Annotated in this window: 23 protein-coding genes; 9 read left to right on the top strand and 14 right to left on the bottom strand. The window is 64.2% G+C overall.

Going from position 1 to position 26,485, the window contains the following annotated elements; genetic code table 11:
* Positions 1-11 precede the first annotated feature (11 nt).
* The gene (gene cyoB / locus BA190_RS18640; protein ID WP_068290620.1) at positions 12-2,021 is read right to left on the bottom strand and encodes a cytochrome o ubiquinol oxidase subunit I; all 2,010 of its coding nucleotides are present in this window, start codon (positions 2,019-2,021) and stop codon (positions 12-14) included.
* Positions 2,022-2,051: 30 nt separating this feature from the next.
* Positions 2,052-3,242 (bottom strand): ubiquinol oxidase subunit II, encoded by a 1,191-nt coding sequence (cyoA, locus tag BA190_RS18635; RefSeq protein WP_082979852.1) that lies wholly within the window; start codon positions 3,240-3,242, stop codon positions 2,052-2,054.
* A 171-nt stretch (positions 3,243-3,413) separates the two neighbouring features.
* Here cyoA and BA190_RS18630 point away from each other — a divergent pair, with 171 nt between their 5' ends.
* On the top strand, positions 3,414-4,748 hold the full coding sequence (locus BA190_RS18630) for an MFS transporter (protein ID WP_082979851.1): 1,335 nt from the start codon (positions 3,414-3,416) through the stop codon (positions 4,746-4,748).
* A 147-nt stretch (positions 4,749-4,895) separates the two neighbouring features.
* Here the strand turns inward: BA190_RS18630 and BA190_RS18625 are convergent, their stop codons facing one another.
* From BA190_RS18625 to BA190_RS18615, 3 genes are all read right to left on the bottom strand, one after another.
* On the bottom strand, positions 4,896-5,603 hold the full coding sequence (locus BA190_RS18625) for a DUF899 family protein (protein ID WP_082979850.1): 708 nt from the start codon (positions 5,601-5,603) through the stop codon (positions 4,896-4,898).
* 192 nt (positions 5,604-5,795) lie between these two features.
* A complete protein-coding gene (gene clpB / locus BA190_RS18620; RefSeq protein ID WP_068290616.1) occupies positions 5,796-8,396 on the bottom strand; it encodes an ATP-dependent chaperone ClpB in 2,601 nt (866 codons plus the stop codon).
* Between the two features lie 184 nt (positions 8,397-8,580).
* The gene (locus tag BA190_RS18615) at positions 8,581-9,126 is read right to left on the bottom strand and encodes a cytochrome b (RefSeq protein WP_068290611.1); all 546 of its coding nucleotides are present in this window, start codon (positions 9,124-9,126) and stop codon (positions 8,581-8,583) included.
* 239 nt (positions 9,127-9,365) lie between these two features.
* Between BA190_RS18615 and zwf the strand changes: the two genes are divergently transcribed.
* Together zwf and BA190_RS18605 are read left to right on the top strand one after the other, a co-directional pair.
* Complete coding sequence (gene zwf, locus BA190_RS18610; protein WP_068290604.1) at positions 9,366-10,841, top strand: glucose-6-phosphate dehydrogenase; 1,476 nt, start codon at positions 9,366-9,368, stop codon at positions 10,839-10,841.
* A 193-nt stretch (positions 10,842-11,034) separates the two neighbouring features.
* The gene (locus BA190_RS18605; protein WP_068290601.1) at positions 11,035-11,805 is read left to right on the top strand and encodes a transporter substrate-binding domain-containing protein; all 771 of its coding nucleotides are present in this window, start codon (positions 11,035-11,037) and stop codon (positions 11,803-11,805) included.
* A gap of 154 nt (positions 11,806-11,959) precedes the next feature.
* Here BA190_RS18605 and BA190_RS18600 read toward each other — a convergent pair whose 3' ends face one another.
* From BA190_RS18600 to BA190_RS18585, 4 genes are all read right to left on the bottom strand, one after another.
* Complete coding sequence (locus tag BA190_RS18600; RefSeq protein ID WP_068290599.1) at positions 11,960-13,432, bottom strand: amidohydrolase family protein; 1,473 nt, start codon at positions 13,430-13,432, stop codon at positions 11,960-11,962.
* Between the two features lie 63 nt (positions 13,433-13,495).
* Complete coding sequence (locus BA190_RS18595; RefSeq protein WP_068290597.1) at positions 13,496-14,149, bottom strand: hypothetical protein; 654 nt, start codon at positions 14,147-14,149, stop codon at positions 13,496-13,498.
* A 209-nt stretch (positions 14,150-14,358) separates the two neighbouring features.
* Positions 14,359-15,255: a fructose bisphosphate aldolase gene (locus BA190_RS18590; protein ID WP_068290594.1), complete on the bottom strand. Its 897-nt coding sequence runs from the start codon at positions 15,253-15,255 to the stop codon at positions 14,359-14,361.
* A gap of 340 nt (positions 15,256-15,595) precedes the next feature.
* Positions 15,596-15,790: a DUF2735 domain-containing protein gene (locus BA190_RS18585; protein WP_068290592.1), complete on the bottom strand. Its 195-nt coding sequence runs from the start codon at positions 15,788-15,790 to the stop codon at positions 15,596-15,598.
* A 379-nt stretch (positions 15,791-16,169) separates the two neighbouring features.
* On the opposite strand from BA190_RS18585, the gene BA190_RS18580 reads away from it, so the two are divergent.
* The 4 genes from BA190_RS18580 to BA190_RS18565 all read left to right on the top strand — a co-directional run bounded on the left by BA190_RS18580 (position 16,170) and on the right by BA190_RS18565 (position 20,006).
* Positions 16,170-17,204 carry a glutamine synthetase beta-grasp domain-containing protein gene (locus tag BA190_RS18580; RefSeq protein ID WP_068290590.1) on the top strand — a complete coding sequence of 345 codons (1,035 nt, stop codon included), beginning with the start codon at positions 16,170-16,172 and terminating at the stop codon, positions 17,202-17,204.
* A 157-nt stretch (positions 17,205-17,361) separates the two neighbouring features.
* Positions 17,362-18,648, top strand: a complete 1,287-nt coding sequence (gene rlmN / locus BA190_RS18575; protein ID WP_068290588.1) for a 23S rRNA (adenine(2503)-C(2))-methyltransferase RlmN — start codon at positions 17,362-17,364, stop codon at positions 18,646-18,648.
* 95 nt (positions 18,649-18,743) lie between these two features.
* On the top strand, positions 18,744-19,244 hold the full coding sequence (locus BA190_RS18570) for a hypothetical protein (RefSeq protein WP_068290586.1): 501 nt from the start codon (positions 18,744-18,746) through the stop codon (positions 19,242-19,244).
* Between the two features lie 198 nt (positions 19,245-19,442).
* On the top strand, positions 19,443-20,006 hold the full coding sequence (locus BA190_RS18565; RefSeq protein WP_068290584.1) for an invasion associated locus B family protein: 564 nt from the start codon (positions 19,443-19,445) through the stop codon (positions 20,004-20,006).
* 74 nt (positions 20,007-20,080) lie between these two features.
* On the opposite strand, the gene BA190_RS18560 is transcribed toward BA190_RS18565, so the two are convergent.
* The 3 genes from BA190_RS18560 to BA190_RS18550 all read right to left on the bottom strand — a co-directional run bounded on the left by BA190_RS18560 (position 20,081) and on the right by BA190_RS18550 (position 22,146).
* Positions 20,081-20,641, bottom strand: a complete 561-nt coding sequence (locus BA190_RS18560; protein ID WP_162275139.1) for a VUT family protein — start codon at positions 20,639-20,641, stop codon at positions 20,081-20,083.
* A gap of 108 nt (positions 20,642-20,749) precedes the next feature.
* Entirely contained in the window at positions 20,750-21,373 is a 624-nt protein-coding gene (locus BA190_RS18555) for a DUF1638 domain-containing protein (RefSeq protein ID WP_068290582.1), read from the bottom strand.
* A gap of 80 nt (positions 21,374-21,453) precedes the next feature.
* Positions 21,454-22,146 carry a B12-binding domain-containing protein gene (locus BA190_RS18550; protein WP_068290580.1) on the bottom strand — a complete coding sequence of 231 codons (693 nt, stop codon included), beginning with the start codon at positions 22,144-22,146 and terminating at the stop codon, positions 21,454-21,456.
* A 478-nt stretch (positions 22,147-22,624) separates the two neighbouring features.
* Between BA190_RS18550 and BA190_RS18545 the strand changes: the two genes are divergently transcribed.
* Complete coding sequence (locus BA190_RS18545) at positions 22,625-23,305, top strand: L,D-transpeptidase (RefSeq protein WP_068290578.1); 681 nt, start codon at positions 22,625-22,627, stop codon at positions 23,303-23,305.
* A gap of 26 nt (positions 23,306-23,331) precedes the next feature.
* Here BA190_RS18545 and BA190_RS18540 read toward each other — a convergent pair whose 3' ends face one another.
* Together BA190_RS18540 and BA190_RS18535 are read right to left on the bottom strand one after the other, a co-directional pair.
* Entirely contained in the window at positions 23,332-24,684 is a 1,353-nt protein-coding gene (locus tag BA190_RS18540) for an MFS transporter (protein ID WP_068290576.1), read from the bottom strand.
* A gap of 205 nt (positions 24,685-24,889) precedes the next feature.
* Positions 24,890-25,531 carry a PadR family transcriptional regulator gene (locus BA190_RS18535; protein ID WP_082979848.1) on the bottom strand — a complete coding sequence of 214 codons (642 nt, stop codon included), beginning with the start codon at positions 25,529-25,531 and terminating at the stop codon, positions 24,890-24,892.
* Between the two features lie 279 nt (positions 25,532-25,810).
* On the opposite strand from BA190_RS18535, the gene BA190_RS18530 reads away from it, so the two are divergent.
* Positions 25,811-26,458 (top strand): VOC family protein, encoded by a 648-nt coding sequence (locus tag BA190_RS18530; RefSeq protein WP_068290575.1) that lies wholly within the window; start codon positions 25,811-25,813, stop codon positions 26,456-26,458.
* Positions 26,459-26,485: the final 27 nt, after the last annotated feature.

Genomic DNA, 26,485 nt, shown 5'->3' with positions numbered 1-26,485 from the left:
GGTCTGCGACATCAGCGTTCTCCTGCCGCCGCCAGCAGGCGCGTGCGGGCATTCTCGGCGGTGGCCACCTCCTCGGCGGGGATGTGGAAGTCGCGGTTGTAGTTGAAGGTATGGATGATGATCGCAGCCAGCAGGCTGACGAAGCTGGCGATGGCGAGCCACCAGACATACCAGATCAAGGCGACCGCGCAGACCGCGCTCAAGCCGGCCAGGATGATGCCGGCTCCAGTATTCTTGGGCATGTGGATGGGCTTGTAGCCCTCCAGTGGCCGCTTGTAGCCGCGACGCTTCATATCCGCCCAGGCGTCGAGATCATGCACGACCGGAGTGAAGGCGAAGTTGTAGGCCGGCGGCGGCGAGGAGGTCGACCATTCCAGCGTGCGGGCGTCCCAGGGATCGCCCGTGACGTCCTTGAGTTCCTCGCGCTTGCGGAAGCTGACGAAGAACTGCATCAGCATGGCGGCGATGCCGACGGCGATGATGGCGGCGCCGCAGGCGGCAATCACGAACCAGATCTGCAGGGACGGATCCTCGAAATGGTTGACGCGCCGGGTCACGCCCATCAGGCCGAGGATGTAGAGCGGCATGAAGGCAACCCAGAAGCCGACGACCCAGCACCAGAACGAGATCTTGCCCCAGAACGGATCGAGCCGGAAGCCGAAGACCTTGGGGAACCAGTAGTTGACGCCGGCGAACATGCCGAACAGCACGCCGCCGATGATCACATTGTGGAAATGGGCGATCAGGAACAGCGAGTTATGCAGCACGAAGTCGGCCGGCGGTACGGCCAGCAGCACGCCCGTCATGCCTCCGATCACGAAGGTGAGCATGAAGGCAAGCGTCCACATCATCGGCAGCTCGAAGCGGATGCGGCCGCGATACATGGTGAACAGCCAGTTGAAGATCTTCGCGCCGGTCGGGATCGAGATCACCATGGTGGTGATGCCGAAGAAGGAGTTGACGCTGGCGCCAGAGCCCATGGTGAAGAAGTGATGCAGCCAGACCAGGTAGGACAGGATGGTGATCACCACCGTGGCATAGACCATCGAGGTGTAGCCGAACAGGCGCTTGCCGCAGAACGCAGCCGTCACTTCCGAGAAGATGCCGAAGGCCGGCAGGATGAGGATGTAGACCTCCGGATGGCCCCAGATCCAGATGAGGTTCACATACATCATCGGATTGCCGCCGAGGTCGTTGGTGAAGAAATTGGTGCCGACATAACGGTCGAGCGACAGCAAGGCGAGCACGGCCGTCAGCACCGGGAAGGCGGCGACGATCAGCACGTTGGTGCACAGCGCCGTCCAGGTGAACACGGGCATGCGCATCATCGTCATGCCGGGCGCGCGCAGCTTGACGATGGTCGCGATCAGGTTGACGCCCGATAACAGCGTCCCCACGCCCGCGACCTGCAGGCCCCATATGTAATAGTCGACCCCGACATCCGGACTATAGGCGATACCCGAGAGCGGCGGATAGGCGAGCCAGCCCGTCTTGGCGAATTCGCCGACGAACAGCGACATCATCACGATGGCCGCGCCGGCCGCCGTCATCCAGAACGAGAAATTGTTGAGGAAGGGAAAGGAGACGTCACGCGCGCCGATCTGCAGCGGCACCACGAAGTTCATGAAGCCGGTGACGAAGGGCATCGCCACGAAGAAGATCATGATGACGCCATGCGCCGTGAAGATCTGGTCGTAGTGATGGGGCGGCAGATAGCCCTCGGACCCGCCGAAGGCGATCGCCTGCTGCAGGCGCATCATGATCGCATCGGCAAAGCCGCGCAGCAGCATGACCAAAGCCAGCACGATATACATCACGCCGATGCGCTTGTGGTCGACGCTGGTGAACCATTCGCGCCACAGATAGCCCCAGACGCGGAAATAGGTCAGGGCACCGAGGAGGCCTATGCCGCCAATGGCCACCATGGCGAAAGTCGCGACCAGGATCGGCTCATGATAGGGGATGGCTTCCAGCGTAAACCGACCGAAGATCGGGCTCACCGCAACCGTTTCAGAAGACATGGCAAAAACCGCTCGTGAATGAGGTTGCACTTAGCCGGGCTGCGCAGCGGAGAGCTGCGTCGGCTGGCGGGAGGCTGGCGGGAGGGAGAGGCCGGCCCCGGCGATGCCGGCCGACCGGGAGCTGAGGGCAGGCACGCCGCTCTTCCACGCATCGAGCGCGCCGGGCCGCGGCACCTCGCAATAATCGGAAACGTAGTAGGGGTCCGGACCGAGCACAGCACCGCGACGGGCATATTTGTCGTGGAGCAGCGGGCGGACATTGTTGATGCCCTCCTTGCCGAGACCACCCTTGGCATCGATCGCCATCATCTTGTCCATGCACATCTTGTCGGGTTTGTTGGGGTCGACGCACATGTTCAAGATGGCGCGATAAAGATCAGGCGCCACCGCATTGTAATAGCGCACCGGTACGTTCTGGCTCGGCTTTTCCAAGGCGAGATAGGCTGCGCGATCGAGCGCCCCCTCTCCCCCGCGCGCCTTGGCGATCCACTGGTCGAAGCCGGCCTGGTCGACCCCATGGAAGCGGAAGCGCATGCCCGAGAAGCCGGCGCCGCTGTAGTTGGACGAAATGCCTTCATACTCGCCCGGTGCGTTGATCACCGCATGCAGCTTGGTCTCCATGCCCGGCATGGCATAGATCATGCCCGCCAGTGCCGGCACGTAGAAGGAGTTCATGACGGCCGAGGCGGTGATCTTGAAATTGATCGGCCGGTCGACGGGAGCCGCCATCTCGTTGACGCTGGCCACGCCGTATTCGGGATAGATGAACAGCCATTTCCAGTCGAGCGCGACGACCTGGACGTCGAGCGGTTTGACCTCCTTGGTCACCGGCCTGCCCGCGGCCACGCGTTCGAGCGGCCGGTAGGGATCGAGCAGATGGGTTCCCGTCCAGGTGATCGCGCCGAGGATGATGATGATCAAGAGCGGAGCCGCCCAGATCACCAGTTCGAGCTGGGTGGAATGATCCCAATCGGGCTCGTAGCGCGCCGTCTTGTTGGACTGGCGATAGCGCCAGGCGAACAGCACCGTCAGCGCCATCACCGGGATGATGATCACCAGCATCAGCACGGTGGAGAACACCAGGAGGTCGCGCTGCTGGGCGGCGATGTCGCCGGACGGACTGAGCACCACGGCATTGCAGCCCGCCAGCAGGCCCGCCAGGGGCAGTGCCATGGCCAAGCGGGCGAGCTTGCGCAAGCGGACGGAGCTAAGGGACGGCATTCGGGATAGCATTCGCATGTCGTGCCGATACGCCTCCGGTTTCAGGCTGCCCATTGGACATTTTGTCCAATGACAATATCATCATGAAGACGGCAATAGGTACGCAAGGGACCCCCATACTGCACGGCTTCCGTCGGGCGGGCTAGGGTCTTTGGAGAAAGCCGAGGGACGATGAGCACCACGACTTCCATGCATCCGGCCGGGGCCGCCGGCCAGCACGGCGCCAAGCGTCACACCATCACGCCCAGCGAGATCGCCATCGGCGTGATCATCGGCCGGACGTCGGAATATTTCGACTTCTTCGTGTATGCCATCGCTTCCGTGCTGGTGTTCCCCAAGCTTGCCTTCCCGCATCTCGATGCGCTGACGGGCATGCTCTATTCCTTTGCGATCTTCGCCCTCGCCTTCATCGCGCGTCCCTTCGGCTCGGCGCTGTTCACCCTATTCGACCGGCATTACGGCCGCGAGGTCAAGCTGACCATCGCGCTCTTCCTGCTCGGCGGCTCCACCGCGGCAATCGCCTTCCTGCCCAATCACGGCACCATCGGCGCCTGGGCCGGCGTCCTGCTGGCGCTGCTGCGTATCGGCCAGGGCATCGCGCTCGGCGGCAGCTGGGACGGCCTGCCGGCCCTGCTCAGCCTGAACGCTCCGGAAGGCCAGCGCGGGTGGTGGGCCATGATCCCGCAGCTCGGCGCCCCGCTCGGCCTGATCGTCGCCAGCGGCCTGTTCGCCTTCTTCTACACCGAGCTCAGCCCCGGCGACTTCCTCGACTGGGGCTGGCGCTATCCCTTCTTCGTGGCCTTCGCCATCAATGTGGTAGCGCTGTTCTCACGCCTGCGCATCATCGCCACGCCCGAATATGCCGAGATGTTCCAGAGCCAGGAACTCCAGCCCAAGCCGATCGCGGAGACGGTGGCTGCCCAGGGCCGCACCATCATCATCGGCTCCTTCGCGCCGCTGGCGAGCTTCGCCCTGTTCCACATGGTCACGGTGTTCCCGCTTGCCTGGGTGGTGCTGGAGACCAATGAGAGCGTGGTGCAGTTCCTGATCATCGAGATCTTCAGCGCCCTGTTCGGCCTCGCCGCCATCGTCGCCTCCGGCCCGATCGCCGACCGCTTCGGCCGGCGCAACCTGATCGCGGTCTGTGCCATGGCGATCGCCATCTATTCGGGCTATGCGCCGCAATTGCTGAACGGCGGCCAGACGGGCGAGCTCATCTACATGATCGGCGGCTTCATCCTGCTCGGCCTGACATTCGGCCAGGCTTCGGGTGCGGTGAATATGAATTTCCCGATCCACTACCGCTACACCGGCGCGGCCCTGACCTCGGACCTCGCCTGGCTGTTCGGCGCGGGCTTTGCCCCCTTCGTCGCCCTGGCGCTGGCCGCCTGGTTCGGCCTCGCCTCCTCCGGCGTCTACCTGCTCTCGGGCGCGGTCTGCACCCTGATCGCGCTGTGGATCAACCTCGAAGGCATTCGCAAGGGCACCAGCGATTCGAAGGATTGAACTCCGATCGCGGCCGAGCGGAGAAAGCCGGGCCTGGCCGGATTCAAATCGACCGCCCCGGCCCTCTCGAGAGAGCGTCGAAGACAATACCAACCTGGCGGGCGGGATCCTTCCCGCCCGGATGCCCGACGGTGCGGCCCTCACCGGTCAATCATAGTCCACCTTCGGATACCAATGCGGATCGCGCCCCTCGGGCGTGGTGTCGAGCACGTTCCAAAGCGGCGTGAAGTCGGGTGCGCCGCGCGGGTCCTGGCCGGGATCGGCGGTCACACCGCCCATCTCGCCGCCCCAGAAATGGCGGATCGAGCCATCCCGCCGGGTAAAGACGTTGTAGCCCGGATAATCCCCGTCCGGGCGCCAGGTCCCGAAATCGCGGCCGAACTCGGCGCTGGTATCGCTGTAGAGCGGCAAATGCCGCCAGCCGCGCTCCCGCTTGAAATCCGTGAGTCGCTCGATCGGCGCGCGTGCGACGACGGCGAGCGCCGCCCGCTGCTGGATATCCTGCGCATTGCCCGCCAGCGCGCCGAGGAGCGCGGTACACATCGGACATGGCCGTTTACGCTCGGGACCAAACATGTAGTTGTAGACGATCAAGCTCTCATGCCTGCCGAATAGATCTGCGAAACGAACAGGCCCGTTCTCCCCCTCGAAGACATAGTCCTTCGTCACGGGAGCCCCCGGCGGCAACGCACGGCGCATCTCGGCCACGCGTTCGATGTGGCGGCGAAGCTCGATTTCCTCCGCGAGTAAGGCGGTTCGGGCGCGGCGATAGTCCTCGCTTTCATTCGGGATCCGGGCCTCGTTCAGGGCAGCCAGTTCGGTGGCGGGTTTCAGCCCGCTCATGGTCGCGGTCATGCGTTTCTCCTCGATTGTCGTCGATGGCGCTACGCTCCAAGGACGTTTCTCAACGCACGGACCCGACAATCGGGTTCCATTTTTGAGCCGGGCGCATAGTTGCTGCGATTCATGTGGTGGCTGTTTCAGCTTCGGCTGCCATAAAAAAGCGGGCCCGAAGGCCCGCTTTCTCGTTTTTCGGCTGATATTTCCTTACGCCGCCCTGGCATTCACCGCCTGGCCGCCGATGACCAGGCCCGAACCGGTGGCTCCGATCTCGATGGTCGAGCCGTCCTTCACCTTGCCGGAGAGGATCATCTCGGCGAGCGGATCCTGGACCAGGCGCTGGATGGTGCGCTTGAGCGGGCGCGCGCCATAGGCCGGGTCGTAGCCCTTGTCGGCGAGGTAGGTCCTCGCGGCATCGTCGAGATGCAGCGTGATCTTGCGCTCGTCGAGCAGCTTCTGCAGCCGGGCCATCTGGATATCGACGATCGCGCCCATCTGCGCCTTCTTCAGGCGGTGGAACAGGATGATCTCGTCGACCCGGTTGAGGAACTCCGGCCGGAAGTGGCTGCGCACCACCGCCATCACCTCCTCGCGCACCTTGTCCGAATCCTCGCCCTCCTTCTGGTTGACCAGATATTCGGCCCCCAGATTGGAGGTCATGATGATCAGGGTGTTGCGGAAGTCGACCGTGCGGCCCTGCCCGTCCGTCAGGCGCCCGTCGTCGAGCACCTGCAGGAGAACGTTGAAGACGTCGGGATGGGCCTTCTCGATCTCGTCGAACAGCACGACCTGATAGGGCCGGCGCCGCACGGCTTCGGTCAGCGCACCGCCCTCGTCATAGCCGACATAGCCCGGAGGCGCGCCGATGAGCCTGCTCACCGAATGCTTCTCCATATATTCGGACATGTCGATACGGGTCATCGCCGTGTCGTCATCGAACATGAAGGCGGCAAGCGCCTTCACCAGCTCCGTCTTGCCGACGCCCGTGGGGCCCAGGAAGATGAAGGAACCGATCGGCCGGTTGGGATCCTGCAGGCCGGCGCGGGCGCGCCGGACCGCGGTCGAAACCGCCTGCACGGCCTCACCCTGGCCGACCACGCGGGTCGCCAGCACGTCCTCCATGCGCAGGAGCTTGTCCTTCTCGCCCTCCAGCATCTTGTCGACGGGCACGCCCGTCCAGCGCGAGACCACCTGCGCGACATGGTCGGCCGTCACGGCCTCCTCGACCATGCCGACCTTGCCTTCGGACGCCTCGACCTCCGCCAGCTCCTTTTCGAGCTTGGGAATGATGCCATAGGTCAATTCGCCCGCGCGCTGGTACTCGCCGCGGCGCTGGGCCTCGGCCAATTCGTTCTTGGCCTTGTCGAGCTGGCCCTTGAGATCGGCGGCGCGGCCGAGCTTGTCCTTCTCCGACTTCCAGCGCTGGGTGAGCTCGGACGAACGCTCTTCCAGATCGGCCAGCTCCTTTTCGAGCTTGGTGAGGCGATCCTTGGAGGCGTCGTCGTTCTCGCGCTTGAGGGCTTCCTGCTCGATCTTGAGCTGGACGATGCGCCGGTCGAGCTCGTCGAGCTCCTCGGGCTTGGAATCCACCTGCATGCGCAGCCGCGAGCCGGCCTCGTCGACGAGGTCGATCGCCTTGTCCGGCAGGAAACGATCGGTGATGTAGCGATTGGAGAGCGTCGCCGCCGCCACGATCGCGCTGTCGGTGATCCGCACCTTGTGGTGCTGCTCATACTTCTCCTTCAGGCCGCGCAGGATGGAGATGGTGTCCTCCACCGTAGGCTCCTCGACGAAGACGGGCTGGAAGCGCCGCGCCAGGGCCGGATCCTTCTCGACATGCTTGCGATATTCGTCGAGCGTGGTGGCACCGACGCAATGCAGTTCGCCGCGCGCAAGGGCAGGCTTCAGGAGGTTGGAAGCGTCCATCGCCCCTTCGCCCTTGCCTGCGCCGACCAGCGTGTGCATCTCATCGATGAACAGGATGATCTCGCCGTTCGCCGAGGTCACCTCGTTCAGGACGGCCTTCAGGCGCTCCTCGAACTCACCGCGATATTTGGCACCGGCGATCAGCGCGCCCATGTCGAGCGCCAGCAAAGCCTTGTCCTTGAGGCTCTCGGGCACGTCGCCATTGACGATGCGCAGCGCCAGGCCTTCGACGATCGCCGTCTTGCCGACGCCGGGCTCGCCGATCAGCACCGGGTTGTTCTTGGTCCGCCGCGACAAGACCTGAATCGTGCGCCGGATCTCCTCGTCGCGGCCGATCACCGGGTCGAGCTTGCCTTCACGCGCATCGGTGGTGAGGTCGCGGGCATATTTCTTCAGGGCGTCATAGGCGTTTTCGGCGGTGGCGCTGTCGGCAGTGCGGCCCTTGCGAAGGGCCTCGATCGCCTTGTTGAGGTTCTGGGGCGTCACGCCGGCAGCCGCGAGCGCCTTGCCGGCCTCGGTATCCTTCTCGACGGCGAGCGCCAGCAACAACCGCTCGACCGTGACGAAGCTGTCGGAAGCCTTGTCGGCCGCCTTCTCAGCCGCCTCGAACACGCGGGCGAGCCCCGGCGTCAGGTAGACTTGGCCGGCGCCCGTGCCCTGCACCTTGGGCAGCTTCTTGATCGCGGCCTCGACAGCATTCAGCGCCTGGCGCGAATTGCCGCCGGAACGATCGATGAGGCCCGCCGCCAATCCCTCGGGATCGTCGAGCAGGACTTTCAGGAGATGTTCGGGAGCGAACTGCTGATGTCCCTCGCGCAAAGCAAGCGACTGCGCCGACTGCACGAAGCCTCTGGCGCGTTCGGTATAGCGTTCAAAATTCATTCTATGTCCCTTCCAGCACGCCCGGGGACCCGTAGCATCGTCCAGGCGCCATACAGATTTGCGAACCCCGCAGGCATTCGCTGAGAATGATGTGGGGTGCCGGACCGAAGCTACAAGGGGTTTGGAAACAAGAGTCTGAGCCAGATCAAGGAAGAAACCAAGAAGTCAGTATCACCGCCTCGATTTACCGCGCCGAACGGCGGGGAAGCATGCGTGTCAGCACATCGTCACCCCGGACATAATGGTGCCAGAGCGCTGCAACGGCATGGAGGCCGGCCACGACCAGGATCCCATCCGCGCACAGCTCATGCAGTTCCTTGACCTGATGCGCCAGATCGCGATCGGGGGTCATGGGGGCGGGTATGGTGAACAGGCCGAAAAAGGTCAGGGCATCGCCGCGCAGCCAGGTGAGAGTGATGCCGAGGCCGACGATCCCGATCATCAGAGCATAGAGGAGGAAATGGGCTCCCTTCGCCGCCGCGATTTCCATGCCCGCCATGGTCGAGGGCAAGGGCGGGGTGCCGAGCGCCAGTCGGGCGAGGAGACGGGCGGCGATCAAGGCCGTAAGCAGGAGGCCCAGCGAGATATGGCTCCACCAGGACAGATCCCGGATCGGGTCCCCCTTGGCGAAGAACGCTTCATTATAGGTGAGGCCATAACAGGCAAGCACCAGCAGGAAGATCGCCCAGTGCAGGGCTTTCTGAACGGGGCGGTAGGACGCGGAGGGCATGCTCGGACTCCAGATTGGATTAATTCTAATCTGCGCAAGACTGCGGCGACGATATGACATCGACCGCGCCAGGCCAATTAATTCTGCGCCGCCCATTTTTTCCTGCCGCCCTTGATCATCACTCCCGTCTATGCCCCAATACCCGCCTCGAACCGGTATGGGGCTCGGCGATGGCGGCTTCAGGCAAGGACGGGCCTGGATCGGCCCGCAGCGCGGCACGCCGGCGCGGTGCAAAACCAATGGGAACGAGAGCCTTGATCAAGAATTCTTCGCGCGTCGGCCCGGGCAAGCCGCAGGTGGTGGTGCTGGTGGGCGCCACGGGCGACCTGTCCCGCCGCAAGCTCATCCCCGGCCTCTTCCATCTCGCCAGCGCCGGCTTCATCCCGGGCTGCCGCATCATCGGCGTCTCGCTCGATGACATCGATGCCGATGGCTTCCGCTCCATCGCACGCGAAGCGCTCGACAAGTTTTCCACCCGCAAGGTCTCCCAGGCCGATTGGGAAGCTTTTGCCGCCAGCCTCGATTATGTGCCGATCAGTGCCGGCGCCGGCCCGGTCAAGGAGGCTGTGGCACGGGCAGAGGCGGAACTCGGCCCCGAAGCCCGCCGCGTGCATTATCTGTCCGTGCCGCCCAACGCAGCGCTCTCGGCCGTGCAGATGCTGTCGGAGGCGGGCCTCGTCGACCGCTGCCGTATCATCATGGAAAAGCCCTTCGGCACGGATCTGGCCAGCGCGGTCGCCCTCAATGCCCGCCTGCACGAGGTCTTCCACGAGAACCAGATCTTCCGCATCGACCACTTCCTCGGCAAGGAGCCGGCCCAGAACATCCTGGCCTTCCGCTTCGCCAACGGCCTGTTCGAGCCGATCTGGAACCGTAATTTCATCGACCACGTCCAGATCGACGTGCCGGAGACCTTGGGCCTGGGCACCCGCGCCGCCTTCTACGAATCCACCGGCGCCTATCGCGACATGGTGGTGACGCACCTGTTCCAGATCCTGGCCTTCATGGCGATGGAGCCGCCGACCGCGCTGGAGCCGCAGCCGATCTCGGAGGAGAAGAACAAGGTGTTCCGCTCCATGGTGCCGCTCGATCCGCGCGAGGTCGTGCGCGGGCAATATATCGGCTATCGCGAGGAGCCGGGCGTCGATCCCGAAAGCGACACCGAGACCTTCATCGCCCTCAAATGCGCCATCGACAATTGGCGCTGGGCCGGCGTGCCCTTCTATCTGCGCACCGGCAAGCGCCTCGCCGAGGGCCAGCGCATCATCTCCATCGCCTTCCGCGAACCGCCCAAGAGCATGTTCCCGGCGGGATCGGGCGTGGGCGCGCAGGGCCCCGACCATCTCACCTTCGACCTAGCCGATGCCTCCAAGGTCTCGCTGTCCTTCTACGGCAAGCGCCCCGGCCCGGGCTTCCGGCTCGACAAGCTCTCGCTGCAGTTCGCGCTCAGCGAAACCGGCCTGATCGGCGACGTGCTGGAGGCCTATGAGCGCCTGATCCTCGACGCCATGCGCGGCGACCACACGCTGTTCACCACGGCGGAGGGCATCGAGCGGCTCTGGGAAGTCTCCCAGCCTTTGTTGGAGAACCCGCCGCCGGTGCGCCTCTACGACCAGGGCAGCTGGGGCCCGAAGTCGATCCACCAACTCATCGCCCCCAATGCCTGGCGCCTGCCCTTCGAGCGGGTGTGGCGGAAATCGCCGGAGAAGGAATAGGCATCGGGCCGAACGCCCGGCACCATCGCGAAGCTGATCCACCCGACACCGGCAAACTGCCGGGTTACGCCGTCCTTCCGTCGATTGACCTTGTCGGACGAATACGCTCTGCTGCCCGCGCGCCGGGCCTTTGCTCCCGGCCCAATCCGAAAAAACGCCGACAGGGCGGGAGCCGAGGGAGGACATTGGGTCCATGAAGAGTTTCAAGATCAGTTTTCTGGCGGGTGCGGCTTTACTGGCTGGCCTGGCGGCGGCGCAGGCCGATCCCGTCAAGATCAGCGTCTCGGCCGAGCCGATCCCACCTTTCTTCTCGCTAGACGGGCAGGGCAACTGGCAGGGCTTCCTGCCCGACTATGCCAAGGCCGTGTGCAAGGAGGCCAAGCTCGACTGCGTGGTGGTTGCCACTGCCTGGGACGGCATCATGCCGGCCCTCCTCGCCAAGAAGATCGACGTGATCTGGGCAGGCATGTCGATCACACCCGAACGACAGAAGCAGATCGCCTTCACCATCCCGATCTACAACACGCCGGTTGAGTTCATCGGCAACAAGGACGACAAGTTCGAATTCGTGCCCGGTGGCCTCAAGGGCAAGGCGGTTGGCGTGCAGACCAGCACCATCCACGCCCAATATGTGCAGAAGGCCTATCCGGAGGCCGAAATCCGCAACTATGCCACGCTCGATGCCGCCATGGCTGACTTGGCCGCCGGGCGCATCGAGCTGGTGCTGGGCGACGCCGATTCTGTTGGCCCCTTCCTGGAAGGCAAGGACGGCGCCTGCTGCGATTCCAAGGGTTTTCCCAAGGATCCCTTGTTCGAGGGCGGCATCGGCGGCGGCCTGCGCAAGGAGGACACCGAGCTGAAGGCCAAGCTCGATGCCGGCATCAAGGCCGTCTATGCCAGCAGCGAGTTCAAGCAGATCGCTGGGAAGTATTTCAAATACGATATCGGCATGCCGCCCAAGTGAGGGGTAGCAGCCTTCTCCCCTTGCGGGAGAAGGTCCCGGCAGGGGAATGAGGGGTGTCGGCGCATACCTTGCAAGGGTAGCGTACCTCCCCTCATCCGTCATTGCTGCGCAATGCCACCTTCTCCCGCAAGGGGAGAAGGCAATTGCGTCCACTTCACGCAAACGCGGCGGTGAAATTCTTCGCCGCCAAGTCGCGGTTGCGCAGCACCCTGCCGGCGCGGGGGCCGGCGGCCTTGCCTTCGCTCCAGGCCAGGCTGCCATTGACATAGACCGAGCGGATGCCGGCCGAGAGATGGGTGGGGTCGTCGAACGTCGCCCTATCCAGGATGGTCTTGGGGTCGAACAGCACGAGATCGGCAAAGGCACCTGTGCGGAGCACGCCGCGCTGAGCCAGGCCGAAGCGGGCCGCGGGCAGCGCCGTCATGCGGCGCACCGCCTCCTCCATGCCGAACAGGCCGATATCGCGGGCGTAATGGCCGAGCACCCGCGGAAAGGTGCCCCACAGCCGGGGATGCGGGCGCACATCATGCGGCAGCCCGTCCGAGCCCACCATGGTGAGCGGGAATTGCAGCACGCGCCGCACATCCTCCTCATCCATGGTGAAATAGACGGCACCGGCCGGCTGCAGCTTCGCCACCGCCTCCTCCCTGGAGACGCCGAGCTCGCGGGCGATGACGTCGAGCGTCTTGCCGGCGAGATCGGGGCGCGCCTTCGACCAGGTGATCAGGATGCGCTCGACCTGGCCCGCCCGCTTGGCCTCCAGTACCGTGGAAGAGGCCGCATAGGGATAGACGTCGAGCGTGACGGGCTGCTCGCGTGCCCGCTTCTCGATGATCGGCAGGGAGACGCGGGTGCGGCCGTGGTTCTGCGGGTCGGTCGCCTTGTGATGGGAGAGCACCACGGGGGCGTCGGCCTCGCGCCCGATGGCGAAGGCCTCCTCCATGGCGTCCAGCAGATGATCGGCCTCGTCGCGCAGATGGGTGGTGTAGAGGGCCGAATATTTGGCCAGCGGCTCGGCCACGGCGATCACCTCGGCCGTCGAGGCGGCGTTGGCCGGCTGGTAATAGAGCCCGGTGGACAGGCCGATCGCCCCATCCGCCAACGCCTGGTCAAGCAAATCGCGCATGCGGGCGCACTCGGCTTTTGTCGCCGGGCGGTCGAGCCGATCCATGGTAGCCAGCCTGAGCGTGGTGTGACCGACCAGGCAGGTGACGTTCACCGTGGTTCCCGCCGTCTCCACCGCCTCGAAATAATCCGCGAAACGCTCGAACAATTCATGCTCGCTCTTGGCGATCAAATCGAGCGGCGGCACCACCTCGCCCTTCGCCTGCAGCGGGGCCAGGCTGATGCCGCAATTGCCGACCACCACCGTGGTCACGCCCTGGCTGAGCTTGGCCGCCATGTCGGTGGCGATCACCGCGCGGTCGTCATGGGTGTGCACGTCGATGAAACCGGGCGCAAGGGCGAGCCCGGCGGCGTCGATCTCGGTCTGGGCGCGGTACGGCAAGCGCTCGCCGACGGCGACGATACGCTCGCCGCTGACGGCGACATCGGCCTGGCGTGGCGCGGCGCCGGTGCCGTCGAAGATCCTCGCCTGCCGGAAGATCAGGTCGCAGGTGGCAGTCATGGTCGAGTCCTTGGGCAGAATGCGGGCCGGTATGCCGACCTCTCATTCCGCTATAGCCCGCCCCTATGATTCGTGCCCGGCCAATACTGCCGCAGCCCGCCGCGCGGCACTCTCGGCAAGCCCTTCTACCGGTTCTATCGAATTGTGCAGCAGGGCAAGGCCATAACGCCCGTCCGTGGCAAGAACATGAGCCCGGCCGCGATCCGTACGTTCGCGCACCCGTTCGCTGTCTTCCAATCCGATGGCATGGGGCGTCACGGCGATCAGGCCGGCATCGACCCGTGGATTGGCTTGGAGCACCATGCGCACGGCTTCGTCGGGATGGACGCCCCTTTCGATCAGCGACAGCGCCTCCCTGTTCACAGGAACATCCGAGGCACCTGCTATATTGGGCAGCCGGTGGCCGGTGACGAAACCCCTGCGGCTGACGACAAGAAACTGGGTGAGCGGCTCCGGACGATCAGGCCCGCTGGTAATCACCGCCGCCAGCGGCGAGGCCATCATCCAGGCCAGATCCGGCCGGGTGGACCATTGGGCCCGAATGGTCTCGAGCCCGCCGCGCTGACACTCCAGGCCGACCGGCTCGCCATCCGGCGCCAGGGCGTAGAACACCGCAAAGCCGTGCAGGTCGCCCTTGCCGAGCCTTTCTGCCTCGGCCCAGGCCGCCCAGACCGCCCGGCCCGCTTCGACCCCAAAGGCAGCAATGCCGATCGTCACGCCCCGAACTCCCCGATTGCCATCAAGATTGCGTTCCCCCAAACGAATCCGGCCGCAAGCCGGGCACCCTCCCCGCTCGCGGCCAGTGATCTCGAACGGACCTGGAGCAATGCGCGATCAGACGGAAACGCTATTTTGCTCCAGCTCTTTGGTTCGACGCGTCCTTGCGATTCCTGGCGATGCCACCAAATCGCAAAACGCTTTCGCGATCAGACCTTGACGACGCTCGCCTTGTAGATCTGATCGATTGCCTTGCCCAGCGTATCGTTGAATTCGGCATCGCTCATCGAGACACGCAGGTCTTCGGCGAGAGCGCGCGAGAAGGAAGCAATCATGCCATGATTGTGGCTGAGCTTCTCGCAGGCATCCGGACAGGTGTAGCCACCCGAGAGGGCCACCAGACGAGCCACGGCTTTGTGATCGACCAACGGCTTGTAGAAATCGGCGACGGTCGGGATGGTGAGCTTGAGCATCACCTGCTCGCCCGCCGGCAGCGCGTCGAGTTCCCGGACGATCTCATCGCGCAGGATGGCCTCGGCTTCCTGCTTGGTCGGGCTCTTGATCGAGACTTCCGGCTCGATGATCGGCACGAGGCCATGGCCGAGGATCTGCTTGCCGACTTCGAACTGCTGCTTGACGACGGCGGCAATGCCGGTCTTGTCAGCATTGGCGATCACCGAGCGCATCTTGGTGCCGAAGATACCCTTCTTCACCGCGCGCGCGAGCAGGGCATCGAGTTCGGGCATCGGCTTCATCACCTGGGCGCCGTTCTCTTCTGCCGCCAGGCCCTTGTCGACCTTGAGGAAAGGCACCACGCCGCGATCTTCCCACAGATAGGTCGGTACCGGCTTGCCCTTGGCATCGCCGTCCATGGTCTTCTCGAACAGGATGGCGCCGATCACCTTGTCGCCGGAGAAAGCGGGCGACGTCATGATGCGCACGCGCATTTCATGCACCAGGCGGTACATCTCTTCGTCGCCACTATAGCTGGATTCGGCGATGCCATAGAGACGCAGGGCGCCGGGGGTGGAACCACCGCTCTGATCGAGGGCGGCGATGAAGCCATCCTTGCCGGTCATCTGTGACATCATCTTGGCGTCTGCCATGCTGGTCTCCCTGTTGCGGGCCGGTGCGCAGCGCGCCCAGCCTCCACGGTTGCCTAGAACAAAGCGCGTTTAGACGAAAACGCTCCTTCGCTCTAGCTCATTGTTTCCGAGCCAATCCAACCGATTGGCTGGAGCGTCCTTGCGATTGCGCCAAATCACCAAACGCATGCTCTTCGAGTCAGCGCGAGTATCGGCATGCCGGAAGAGTGAAGCAAGGGGCTGGACAGTGAAAAGCTTTCGCAGGGAAGCGGGAAATAGGGATCCGGACACCTTCCGGCCCTGACACGAGCACGGGGGTTCGACAACCGTCAGCCACAGCGTTTTTTGCCTGTCGATACCGTCAGCGCTTGCGCGGATCGCCCGCATCGCGAATGGCGGCCTGGTGATACCAGGCGCCGTCTATGTCGACGGGCGGCAAGGGCTGGGTCTCGCGCGAGGAAAGCCGTGTCTCGTCGCGCCCGAGGCTGGATCCCATGCGCGGCCGTGCAGGGAATAGGTAGATCTTGGCGGTCTCTTGCCGGGTACTCGCAGTCATGCTCGTCTCCCTTGTCTGGTGCACCCCGGGGAGGCGACCAAACCAGGATCGAGTCTTAGCACAGCCGTCCGCGCCTTCCTATCATTTGCCTGCTTTGCAGGCAGCGTTTGCCTAAACTATGTGCATTCGAGGCTAAGCCAGCACACTGCGCAGGAAGGCAGCACTCCCGGCAATGACAGCTCCTGCCCCATTCTTCCGTCGACGGCGCGGAAAGACGCGGATTTAACCACATCCGGACCGATGGGATGGCCATCCTCTGCGACAAAAGCGCCGCACCCCCGCGCGCTGGCACGCTTCCTGCTTATTGCACTGCAACCGGCGGCGGTCCGGTGCGAACCGGCTGCCGTCCATTCTATTCACATTAGCGAGTATCCTGAGAATGACGAAGTACAAGCTCGAGTATGTCTGGCTCGACGGTTACCGGCCGACCGCCAACCTGCGCGGCAAGACCATGGTCCGCGAATTCGACGCCTTCCCCACGCTCGAGCAGCTGCCGCTCTGGGGTTTCGATGGTTCCTCGACCAAGCAGGCCGAAGGATCCAGCTCCGATTGCGTGCTCAAGCCGATCCGCGTCGTCCCCGATCCCGAGCGCCTGAACGGCGCCGTCGTGCTCTGCGAAGTGATGATGCCCGACGGTGTCACCCCGCATGTCTCCAACACCCGCGCCACCATTCTCGACGACGATGGTGCCTGGTTCGGTTTCGAGCAGGAATATTTCTTCTACAAGGACGGCCGCCCGCTCGGCTTCCCCGAGCATGGCTTCCCGGCCCCGCAGGGCCCCTATTACACCGGCGTCGGCTACAAGAATGTCGGCAACATCGCCCGCGAGATCGTCGAGAAGCATCTCGACATCTGCCTGGCCGCCGGCCTCAATCATGAAGGCATCAATGCCGAGGTCGCCAAGGGCCAGTGGGAATTCCAGATCTTCGGCAAGGGCTCCCGCGCCGCCGCCGACGAGATGTGGCTCGCCCGCTACTTCCTGCTCCGCCTGACCGAGAAGTACTCGATCGACATCGAATGGCATTGCAAGCCGCTCGGCGACACCGACTGGAACGGCTCGGGCATGCATTGCAACTTCTCGACCACCCATCTGCGCGAAGTCGGCGGCAAGGCCTATTTCGAAGCCCTGATGGCCGCGTTCGCCGCCAACAAGGAAGCCCACATCGCCGTCTACGGCCCGGACAATCATCTGCGCCTCACCGGCAAGCACGAGACCGCCTCGATCGACACCTTCTCCTGGGGCGTGGCCGACCGCGGTGCCTCGATCCGCGTGCCGCACTCCTTCGTGCGCAACGACTACAAGGGTTATCTGGAGGACCGCCGTCCCAACTCCCAGGCCGACCCCTATGAGATCGCCTCCCAGGTGCTCAAGACCATCGCTTCCGTCTCGACCGCGGTGAAGGCCGCGGCCTGACCCCGAACGGTTCTCGACAAAACGGCGCGGATCGAAAGATCCGCGCCGTTTTGCATGCTGCATCCGGATGAAGCCAGCGCGCGCCCACCATGCATCTTTGCCGGTCGCCCTTTCGGGCTGGCTGTGCTATAGCCCCGGCCAACATCAGGAATTTTGCATGTCGGCCCCTTCGCTCGAACAGGCAGCGAGCCCTCAGGCCATTCCCATGGGAATGGCCGATACCGTTGCCGCCCCACAAGCCCTCTCCGCCAAGCCCTCCCTCGCCGGGATGGACCGCGCCGCCTTGACCGAGGCTCTCACCACCGTGGGCGTGCCCGCCGGCGAGGTGAAGATGCGCGTCAACCAGCTGTCGCACTGGCTCTATGTGCGCGGCGCCAGCCGTTTCGATGCCATGACCAACGTGTCCAAGCATCTGCGCGCTTTGCTGGAGCAGTCCTACACGCTCGACCGCCCGGAGATCATCGCCGAGCAGATCTCGGCCGACGGTACGCGCAAATGGCTGATGCGCATGCCCTCCACCGGCCCCGCCGACAAGGGCGCCGAGATCGAGACCGTCTACATCCCCGACGAAAAGCGCGGCACGCTGTGCGTTTCCTCGCAGGTCGGCTGCACGCTCAACTGCTCCTTCTGCCACACCGGCACGCAGAAGCTGGTGCGCAACCTCACCACGGCCGAGATCGTGGCCCAGCTCCTGGTGGCGCGTGACCGCCTCGGCGACTGGCCGGGCCAGGAGGCGCCGGAGGGCGCGATCGTGCCGCGCGATGGCGGCCGCTTCGTCTCCAATGTCGTGATGATGGGCATGGGCGAGCCGCTCTACAATTACGACAACGTCGCCGTCGCCCTGAAGGTGATGTCCGACCAGGACGGCCTGTGCCTGTCGCGCCGGCGCATCACGCTCTCCACCTCCGGCGTGGTGCCGATGCTCGGCCCGCTTGGCGAGGACATCAATCCGGCGCTCGCCATCTCGCTGCATGCCACCAACGACAATCTGCGCAACGAGCTGGTGCCGCTGAACAAGAAATATCCGATCGCCGAGCTGCTGGATGCCTGCCGCAACTATGCGGGCCTGTCCAATGCCCGCCGCATCACCTTCGAATATGTCATGCTCAAGGGCGTCAATGACAGCCCGGCCGAGGCGCGCGCCTTGGTCAAGCTGCTCAAGGGCATTCCGGCCAAGATCAACCTGATTCCCTTCAATCCCTGGCCCGGCACCTTCTACGAATGTTCGGACTGGGAGACGATCGAGGCCTTCTCCGACATCGTCTTCAACGCCGGCTATGCCTCGCCTATCCGCACGCCGCGCGGGCGCGACATTCTCGCCGCCTGCGGCCAGCTCAAGAGCGAGAGCCAGAAGATGCGGGCCCGCGAGCGCCTTGCCATCGAGGCCGACGCCATGAAGAAGCTGGCGGTGGAGGCCTTCTACGCCCACGGCGTGGAAGAGTAGTCCTCCTGGGATCGCAGGCGTCTCGCCTGCTCTTCCTCACCTGCCAGTGTAATGCTTCCAAGTGCAGGCGAGGTGCCTGCGGTCCCAGAAAGCTCATGTCCTCTCCCCCACCCGCCCCCAACCGCCCGCGCGGCGTCATCGGCTTCGTCGACCGTCTGGTGCTGGTGGCCTTTGCTGCCGTCCTGGCCGCCATCGCCGCGCTGGTGGTCGGCGTGATGGGCCTCGCCAATCACGATTTCGGCCAGGAACTCACCGCCACCGCCGAATTATTGGGCCTGAAGGCCCTGGCGACGCTGCTCGACGGCACGGCGGTGGAGGATATCGGCGCCATGATCCAGCAGGCCGCAACTGCTGCCTTGGCGATCTGGCTCGCCCCGATCGCGCTGGTCGCGGTGATCGGCGAAACCATGGGCAAGGCGAGCTGGATGTTCTACGCCGTGGGCATGGCGCTCGCCTTCGCGGTGGCACCGATGGTGATGAGCCTGAACATCCTCGCCATCATGCTGCTCTACCGCGCCTTGCTGGGCCTCCTTGCCATCGGCATCGTCGCCGGCACGGTCTACTGGCTGGTCGCCGGCCGGAGCGCCGTGGGTTGAGCGGAGCCGGGATTGCACGCCATGGTTCTTTTGGCCCGATTTAACCATTTACTCACCGCGTCCGCGTAGGCTTCGAAGCGTTCCGGTCGAACTTTCGCCGGAATCCCTGTCTTTCGTCGCAGTTGCGCGAGGCGCTCCGATTCACGATGATCGGCGCCACCGCTTCCTGCCCTCTTATTCGGGATCGATCGAGCCAGCATGATGTCCTCAACCCTTCGCATCGCGCTCATCGCCACCGCCGTCGTCGCATTCACCGGTTCGGCTCTGGCAGCACCTCGCAAACCCAAGGCCGAAGCGCCGGCCCCGGCTGCCGCAGCCGGCGCCCAGCCGACGCCGCTCGGCCAGTTCGGCGATTGGCAGGCCTTCCAGAACGGCACGGCCAAGGGCAAGTCCTGCTTTGCCATCACCAGCCCGAAGGACCGCAAGCCTGCGCGGCTGAAGCGCGACCCGGCCACGCTCTTCATCACCCGCCGCCCGGGCGAGGGTGTGAAGAACGAGCTGAGCATGATCACCGGCTTCGGCATGAAGGATGGCGGCGACGCCACCCTGAAGGTCGGCCGCTCCTCCTATACGCTCTACACGAAGGGCAGCAATGCCTGGGTGAAGAACGCCGCCGAGGAAGGCACCGTGGTCAATACCATGCGCAAGAGCCGCGAGGCGGTCTTCACCGGCGCCTCCAAGCGCGGCAACAAGACCATCGACCGCTATTCGCTCGACGGCCTGCCGCAGGCCCTCGACGCCATCACCAAGGGCTGCCCGTAAGGCCTTGAGCCTTCTCCATGAAAAAGCCGGCCTCGGAGGCCGGCTTTTTTACGAAATCGGCTGATACCAGCGCCTTACACCGTCTTGGCAGCGAGCCTGTCGCGGAAGACGAGATAGCCATAAACAGGCATCACCACGAAAACCATGGCGATCTTGATGGCATAGTCGGCAATGCCGAGGCTGACCCAGGGCACGTCCGTGCCGACGAAGGCGATCACCCAGAACAGCACGCTGTCGACTGTCGAGGCCAGGATGTTGGAGATGGACGGCGGCACCCACCAGGCATACTGGCGGAAGCGGTTGAAGACCTGCGCATCCACCATCTGGCCGGAGATGAAGGCGACGCCGCTGGCGATGGCGATGCGCGGATCCGCCGCCACGAAGGAGACGATCACCGCGATCACGAAGGAGGCCATCACCACCTTGCGCGTCATTTCCACGCCATGGCGCCGATTGCACAGATCCGTGATGAAGAAGGCGACCGGGAAGATGAAGGCGCCCCAGGTCAGGAAATCGGACGTGCCCGGCACGACATATTGCACGCCCCAGTTGGCGGCAGCCACGATCACGGCGTGGGCCAGCACGTAGGACCAGCGCAGGCCGGCGAAGAAAGAGAGAGACGAAGAGCTGCTCACGGCGTCATACCCAGCGAAAACACGGAAATTGCAGGCTGGCATACAGCAAAAGCCGGATCAGGCCTACCCATAAAACAGCATGGCGGGCCTTCGGCGCATTCGCTCTCGTCACGCCGCCGTGTCACGTGGCTTCACGAAGGGCTCGATGCCGGAAAGCCCCGTGTAATGAATTTCCAAGGGCAGGCCGAGACGGGCGGCGGCGGCGGCGGCTTTCTTCTCCAGCGCCTTGTCCGGGATCTGCACCAGAAACATCACCCGCTTGTAATGGCCGAAATACATCGGCAGCAATTGCGGATGGACGTCGAGCTTCAGGCCCTTGACCACGAAGCGGTCGAAATGGCGCACCAGGAAATCGGTGAGGTAGAAGGTGCCGATCTCCTCCTCCTGCATGCGGTCGAAAACGTCCGCGCCGGCAAAGAAGGAATAGCAATGCGGCCCTTCGATGCGCTCGACGCCCTCCTCCTTGAGGACCTCGTCGAGCAGGCCACCGGTGCCGCAATCGCCGTAGAGCACCAGGATCTCGTCATATTTGGCACGGTTGGCGCGGATCTTGCGGCGAATGCCGTCCGGGATCTTCTGCGGATAATTGTGCCAGATCGCCGGCAGGCAGGTGACCTCCATATGGTCCCAGCCATTGGCCGTCTTCACCGCCAGGAATTCGCGCGCCAGCGCCCCGCAGGCAATCACCAGCGTCGAGCGGGGTGCGTCTGTCTGTTTCGAAGGACTGGTCATCGCCCACTCCCCGAGGTCGGTTCCCGCCGTCCATCGGGCGGAACGGCGTCATGCCGCCCCGCATGGATGCGTCGTCAGGCTCAGCCCGCCATGCCCTGGCGCTTGCCGATCAGCGACTTGGCCATCTCCACCGCAATGGCGGCGTCGCGGCAATAGGCATCGGCGCCCACGGCTTCCGAGAAGGCCTCGTTCAGCGGCGCGCCACCGACCAGCACGATGTAGTCGGAGCGGATGCCCTTCTCCTTCATCGTGTCGATCACGACCTTCATATAGGGCATGGTCGTGGTGAGCAAAGCCGACATGCCGAGAATTTCGGGCTGGTGCTTCTCCAGCGCCTCGAGATAGTTCTCGACCGGATTGTTGATGCCGAGGTCGATAACCTCGAAGCCGGCGCCTTCCATCATCATGGTGACGAGGTTCTTGCCGATGTCGTGGATGTCGCCCTTGACGGTGCCGATCACCATCTTGCCGACCTTGGGGGCGCCGGTCTCGGCCAAGAGCGGGCGCAGCACGTTCATGCCGGCCTTCATCGAATTGGCGGACATCAGCACTTCCGGCACGAACAGGATGCCGTCGCGGAAGTCGACACCGACGATGCGCATGCCCTCGACCAGGGCCTTGGTGAGCACGTCATAGGGCGTCCAGCCGCGCTTGAGCAGGATATTGACGCCCTCGACGATCTCGTCGGCCAGGCCGTCATAGAGGTCGTCGTGCATCTGCTCGACGAGCTCGTCATCGGGGAGTGCGTTGAGATCGAGATCGCCGTCGGACATGACTTGCTGTTCCTGCACTGGGTGAAGCACGGATTACTATAGAACGCTTCTTAATGCGAGGTAGCCTGACAGGGGCGCCTTACGCTGTCGCACCGGGGACATCGTATATTCAATCTGCGACAACAGCTCAAAAGAGCGATAGCTGCCAGGCAGCGGGAACCCGATTTCGGGGGCGGATCTTATCCACAATCCGGCTCCCGCAAACCGAGCCCGCTATTGGCTCGGCCGGCTCGTCCAAGCTTGTGGGTCGGGCACCTTTCGCAAGAGCGCTCATTTGCCCCACAGCCTGCCGTTCCGGAGCCTTTGCGATTCCCGCCGAGTCCGGCTATTCGCGGAGCGCTTCGGCAAAACGTTTCGTGCCCGACGTCGTATTGGCTTGCGTGAACGTTGCAGGAAATAGTAGGCCTACCTAACGGAATGTCGTGGCGCCGGCCTTTGGCGTGATTTCGATACTGATGGCTGTTCGGAAAAGGTTGTGATGCCCGGTTTATCTCGTCGTGTCTTTGTTTTCGGTGCTCCTTTGCTGCTCGCCGGCTGCGCCTCCTCGCGTGCCACCATCGGCTCCCTGTTCGATAGATCGAGCGACAGCGGCTTCAACTATCGCGAGATCTATGCCGGCGGCACGGAGAACGGCCATGACTATCCGCCCATCAATCTGAAGGCGATCGATCCCAGATATTTGCGGCGCGTCGTAGTCGCCCCCGCCGGCGAGAAGCCCGGCAGCATCATCGTCGATCCCGACAATCGTTTTCTCTACCATGTCCATGACGACGGCACCGCCACCCGCTATGGCGTTGGTGTCGGCCGCGAAGGTTTTGGCTGGAGCGGCAAGGCCACCATCCGGCGCAAGGCGGAATGGCCGCGCTGGACGCCGCCGCCGAAGATGGTCAAGCGCGATCCGCTGGCCGCCAAATTCGCCGGCGGCATGGAAGGGGGCGTCGAAAACCCGCTCGGGGCCCGCGCCATGTATCTCTACCAGGGCGACCGCGACACGCTCTATCGCCTGCACGGCACCAACGATCCGACCTCGATCGGCAAGTCGATGTCGTCGGGCTGCATCCGCCTGCTCAACCAGGACATCATGGCCCTCTATCACAACACCCCGGTGGGCGTGCGGGTGGTGGTGCGGCCTTCCCACGGCGGTACCGAGGCGAGCTGACACGGGCGCTGAGCCCGCAATCGTCCTCAGCCCGGCTTGCGCAGCCCGCTCGACACGGCTCCGACCAGCGCGAGGCCCGCGCCGATCCAGGCGATCAATTCGGTCTGTCCTTGCGCGACCAGGCTGAAGATGACGGCCGCGACGGCTGCACCCATCGACTGGCCAAGCAGCCGGCCGGTCGATTGCAGGCCGCTGGCCCCGCCGCTGCGCTCGCGCGGCGCGCTGGTGATGATGATGCGGTTGTTGGGCGACTGGAACAGGCCGAAGCCGAAGCCGCACAAAGCAAGCCGCCAGACGATATCGAAGCTGTCGGGCCGCTCGCCCATGCTGGCGACGGCCGCTAGCCCCGCCGCCAGCAGGCAGAGCCCGGCAATGCCGAGCTTCTCAGGCGAGATCCGATCGGACAGCCGGCCCGAGATGGGAGCGATCAGCGCCGTCATCAGCGGCCAGGGCGTCATCAGGAATCCCGTGGCCGCCTCGGAATGGCCGAGCGTGCGCTGCAGGAAAAAGGGCAGCGCCACATAGGCCATGCTCTGTGACGCGAAGGAGCAGATCGAGGTCGCCATCGACAGCGAGAAGACCGGCCGCCGCAAGAGATCGACCGGCAGCATCGGCACCGGCTGCTTCACCGATCGCCGGACCAAGATGAGGGCCGCCACCGCGGCCCCACCGATCATCGCGAGCGCGATCGGCATGGTTCCGGTATCACCGAGGCCATCGAGCCCCGCGATCAGCAGGCCGAAGGCGAAAGCATTGAGGACGGCGCTGATCCAGTCGAAGCGATGGCCGGATGCCGGCGTCTGCGGCAAGGCCCGGGCTGCGACGAAGAGGGCGATGAGGCCGATCGGTACGTTGACCAGGAACAGCCATTGCCAGTTCGCCACGGTCAGGATGGCCGAGGCCACGCTGGGCCCCGCCGCCGACGACACCGCCACCACCAGCGCCGTGTAGCCGACACCCGAGCCCAGGGAGGCCTTGGGGAAGATATAGCGCACCAGGGCGATGTTGACGCTCATGATGCCGGCCCCCCCAAGTCCCTGCACCGCCCGCGCCAGCGCCAGCACCGGTAGCGACGAGGCCTGGGCACAGGCAAAGGAGGCCGCGGTGAACACGGCCAGACCCGCCCAGTAGACGCGCTTGTAGCCGATAATGTCGCCAAGCGAGGACAGGGGCAGCAGCGAGATGGTGACCGCGAGCTGATAGGCGGTGACCACCCAGATCGATTCTGCCGGGGAGACCGCGAGTTCGCCCGCGATCGAAGGCAAAGCGACATTGACGATGGCACTGTCGAGCACCGCCATGGTCAGCGCCATGGCAATGGTCAGGAAGGCCAGGAAGCGTTGGGGAATGGGCAAGCCATCCATGGTGGCGGCGTTCATCAAATACTCACAACCGATGAGAGCCGATGGTATCGGTGTCGTCGGGACAATGAATTGGGAAAAATCACCGGAAACGGCAAACAGGGCGCCGCAACGGCGCCCTGTTTTTACGCGTTCTGGATCACCGGAGAAGTGCCAGCTTTATCCTAGTATTAAAACCAACAGGACCCACGATCCTGCAAGGTTTCCTGGATGAGGATGGCCGTCAGCCCTGGCCGCCAACGATGTCGCGGGCGGCCTTTTCGATGATAGCGCGGATCCGCTCGGCCTCGGCCTGCGTCCAGGGACCACGATGCATCTGCAAAGCGTGCCGGAACGTATGCAGGGCCTCGCGCACCATCTCCGGCGTGGAACGGGCGGAGAAGGCGCTGGCAGCAAGATCCATACGGGCCATCACGCCGTCGACCGCATCGCGGTTCTCGGCAAGGAAGGCCTCGCCTTCGGGGGTAATGGTGTAGAGCTTCTTGGTGCCGTCCGAGGCCTCGCTGCGGATATGGTCCTGCTCTTCCAGGAGGGTCAGCGTGGGATAGACCGCGCCGGGGCTCGGAGCGTAGGCGCCGCCGAACTTTTCCTCGATGGCGCGGATCAGTTCATAGCCATGGCGCGGTTTCTCGGCGATCAGCGCCAGGATGACCAGGCGCAAATCGCCATGGCCGAAGACGCGGCCACGACCGCCAAAACCACGGCCGAAGAAATCGCCGGGGCCATCGCCTTCGAAACCGCCGCGCCCCCAGCGCCCGCCACGGCCCGGCGCACATTCCTGCTGCCCCTCGCGGCCCCAGCCGCGAAAACCGCCACGGCCCCAGAACTCGCCGCGTCCGCGGCCCTCATGATGTCGTCCAAACATTCGATATACCTTTCGTTCTATCTTTAAGATGGATCTTAAGATATATCGAAAGATAGATTACGCAAGAGCCTTTCTGAAAATTCTGCTGCGGCGACGGAGATGATGGGAGACAGACGAGACAGGGGCCATTGTGGCGCGTGGACAGGGTGTTCCGCCCCGCAACGCTGCGATGATTGACAGCGAAGGCCCCCTGCAGCACTCTTTCGGCGCTGCGTAGGGCGCACCGGCGGACTGTCGGAAGGGCAATGCCCGCCTACAATCGAAAACACGATTGCGCCCATGCCGAACCTCGAAAACCTCAGGAAGCAGGCCAAGCAATATCTGCGTTGGCATCGCGAGCACTATCACCCGGTCGCCGCCGAGATCCGGGCTGCCTTGCCGCGCTTCCACGGCCTCGACGATCACCAGATATTGAAGGCGAATTTCCAGCTTGCCGATGCCCTGGAACTCGTCGCTCGCCAGTCAGGCTTCGTGGGATGGGAGGCGCTCAAGACAGGAGTTTCGACCATGACGGATATCCCCGCACCGCCCCTGCCGGAACCCTTTTTGAGCTCGGCCGCGGCCCAGCTCTTCGTCACCGACATCAAGACCTCCTGCGACTTCTTCACCACCAGGCTCGGCTTCAGTATCGACTTCGTCTATGGCAATCCGCCCTTCTACGGGCAGGTCAGCCGCGACAGGGCCCTGCTGGCCCTCAGATTGGTGTGCGAGCCGGTCTATCTCGGCGATGTCAGGCAGCGCGAGCATCTACTCTCCGCCGCCATCACGGTCGACAGCGCCGCCGAGATCAAGCAGCTTTTCCTGAATTTCCAGGCTACAGGCGTGGTCTTCCACCAGCCGCTCAGAAAAGAGCCGTGGGGCGCCAGGACCTTCATCGTCCTGGATCCCGACGGCAACCTGATCCTGTTCGCCGGCCCCGCCGGATAAAACGCAACGCCTGGCCGGAACTGCCCG

Source organism: Labrys sp. WJW, from assembly GCF_001676615.1.
In the GTDB taxonomy this organism is placed as follows: Bacteria; Pseudomonadota; Alphaproteobacteria; order Rhizobiales; family Labraceae; genus Labrys; species Labrys sedimenti.
Note: the sequence above shows the minus strand (reverse complement) of the source record. Positions and strands in the feature narration are given on the sequence as shown.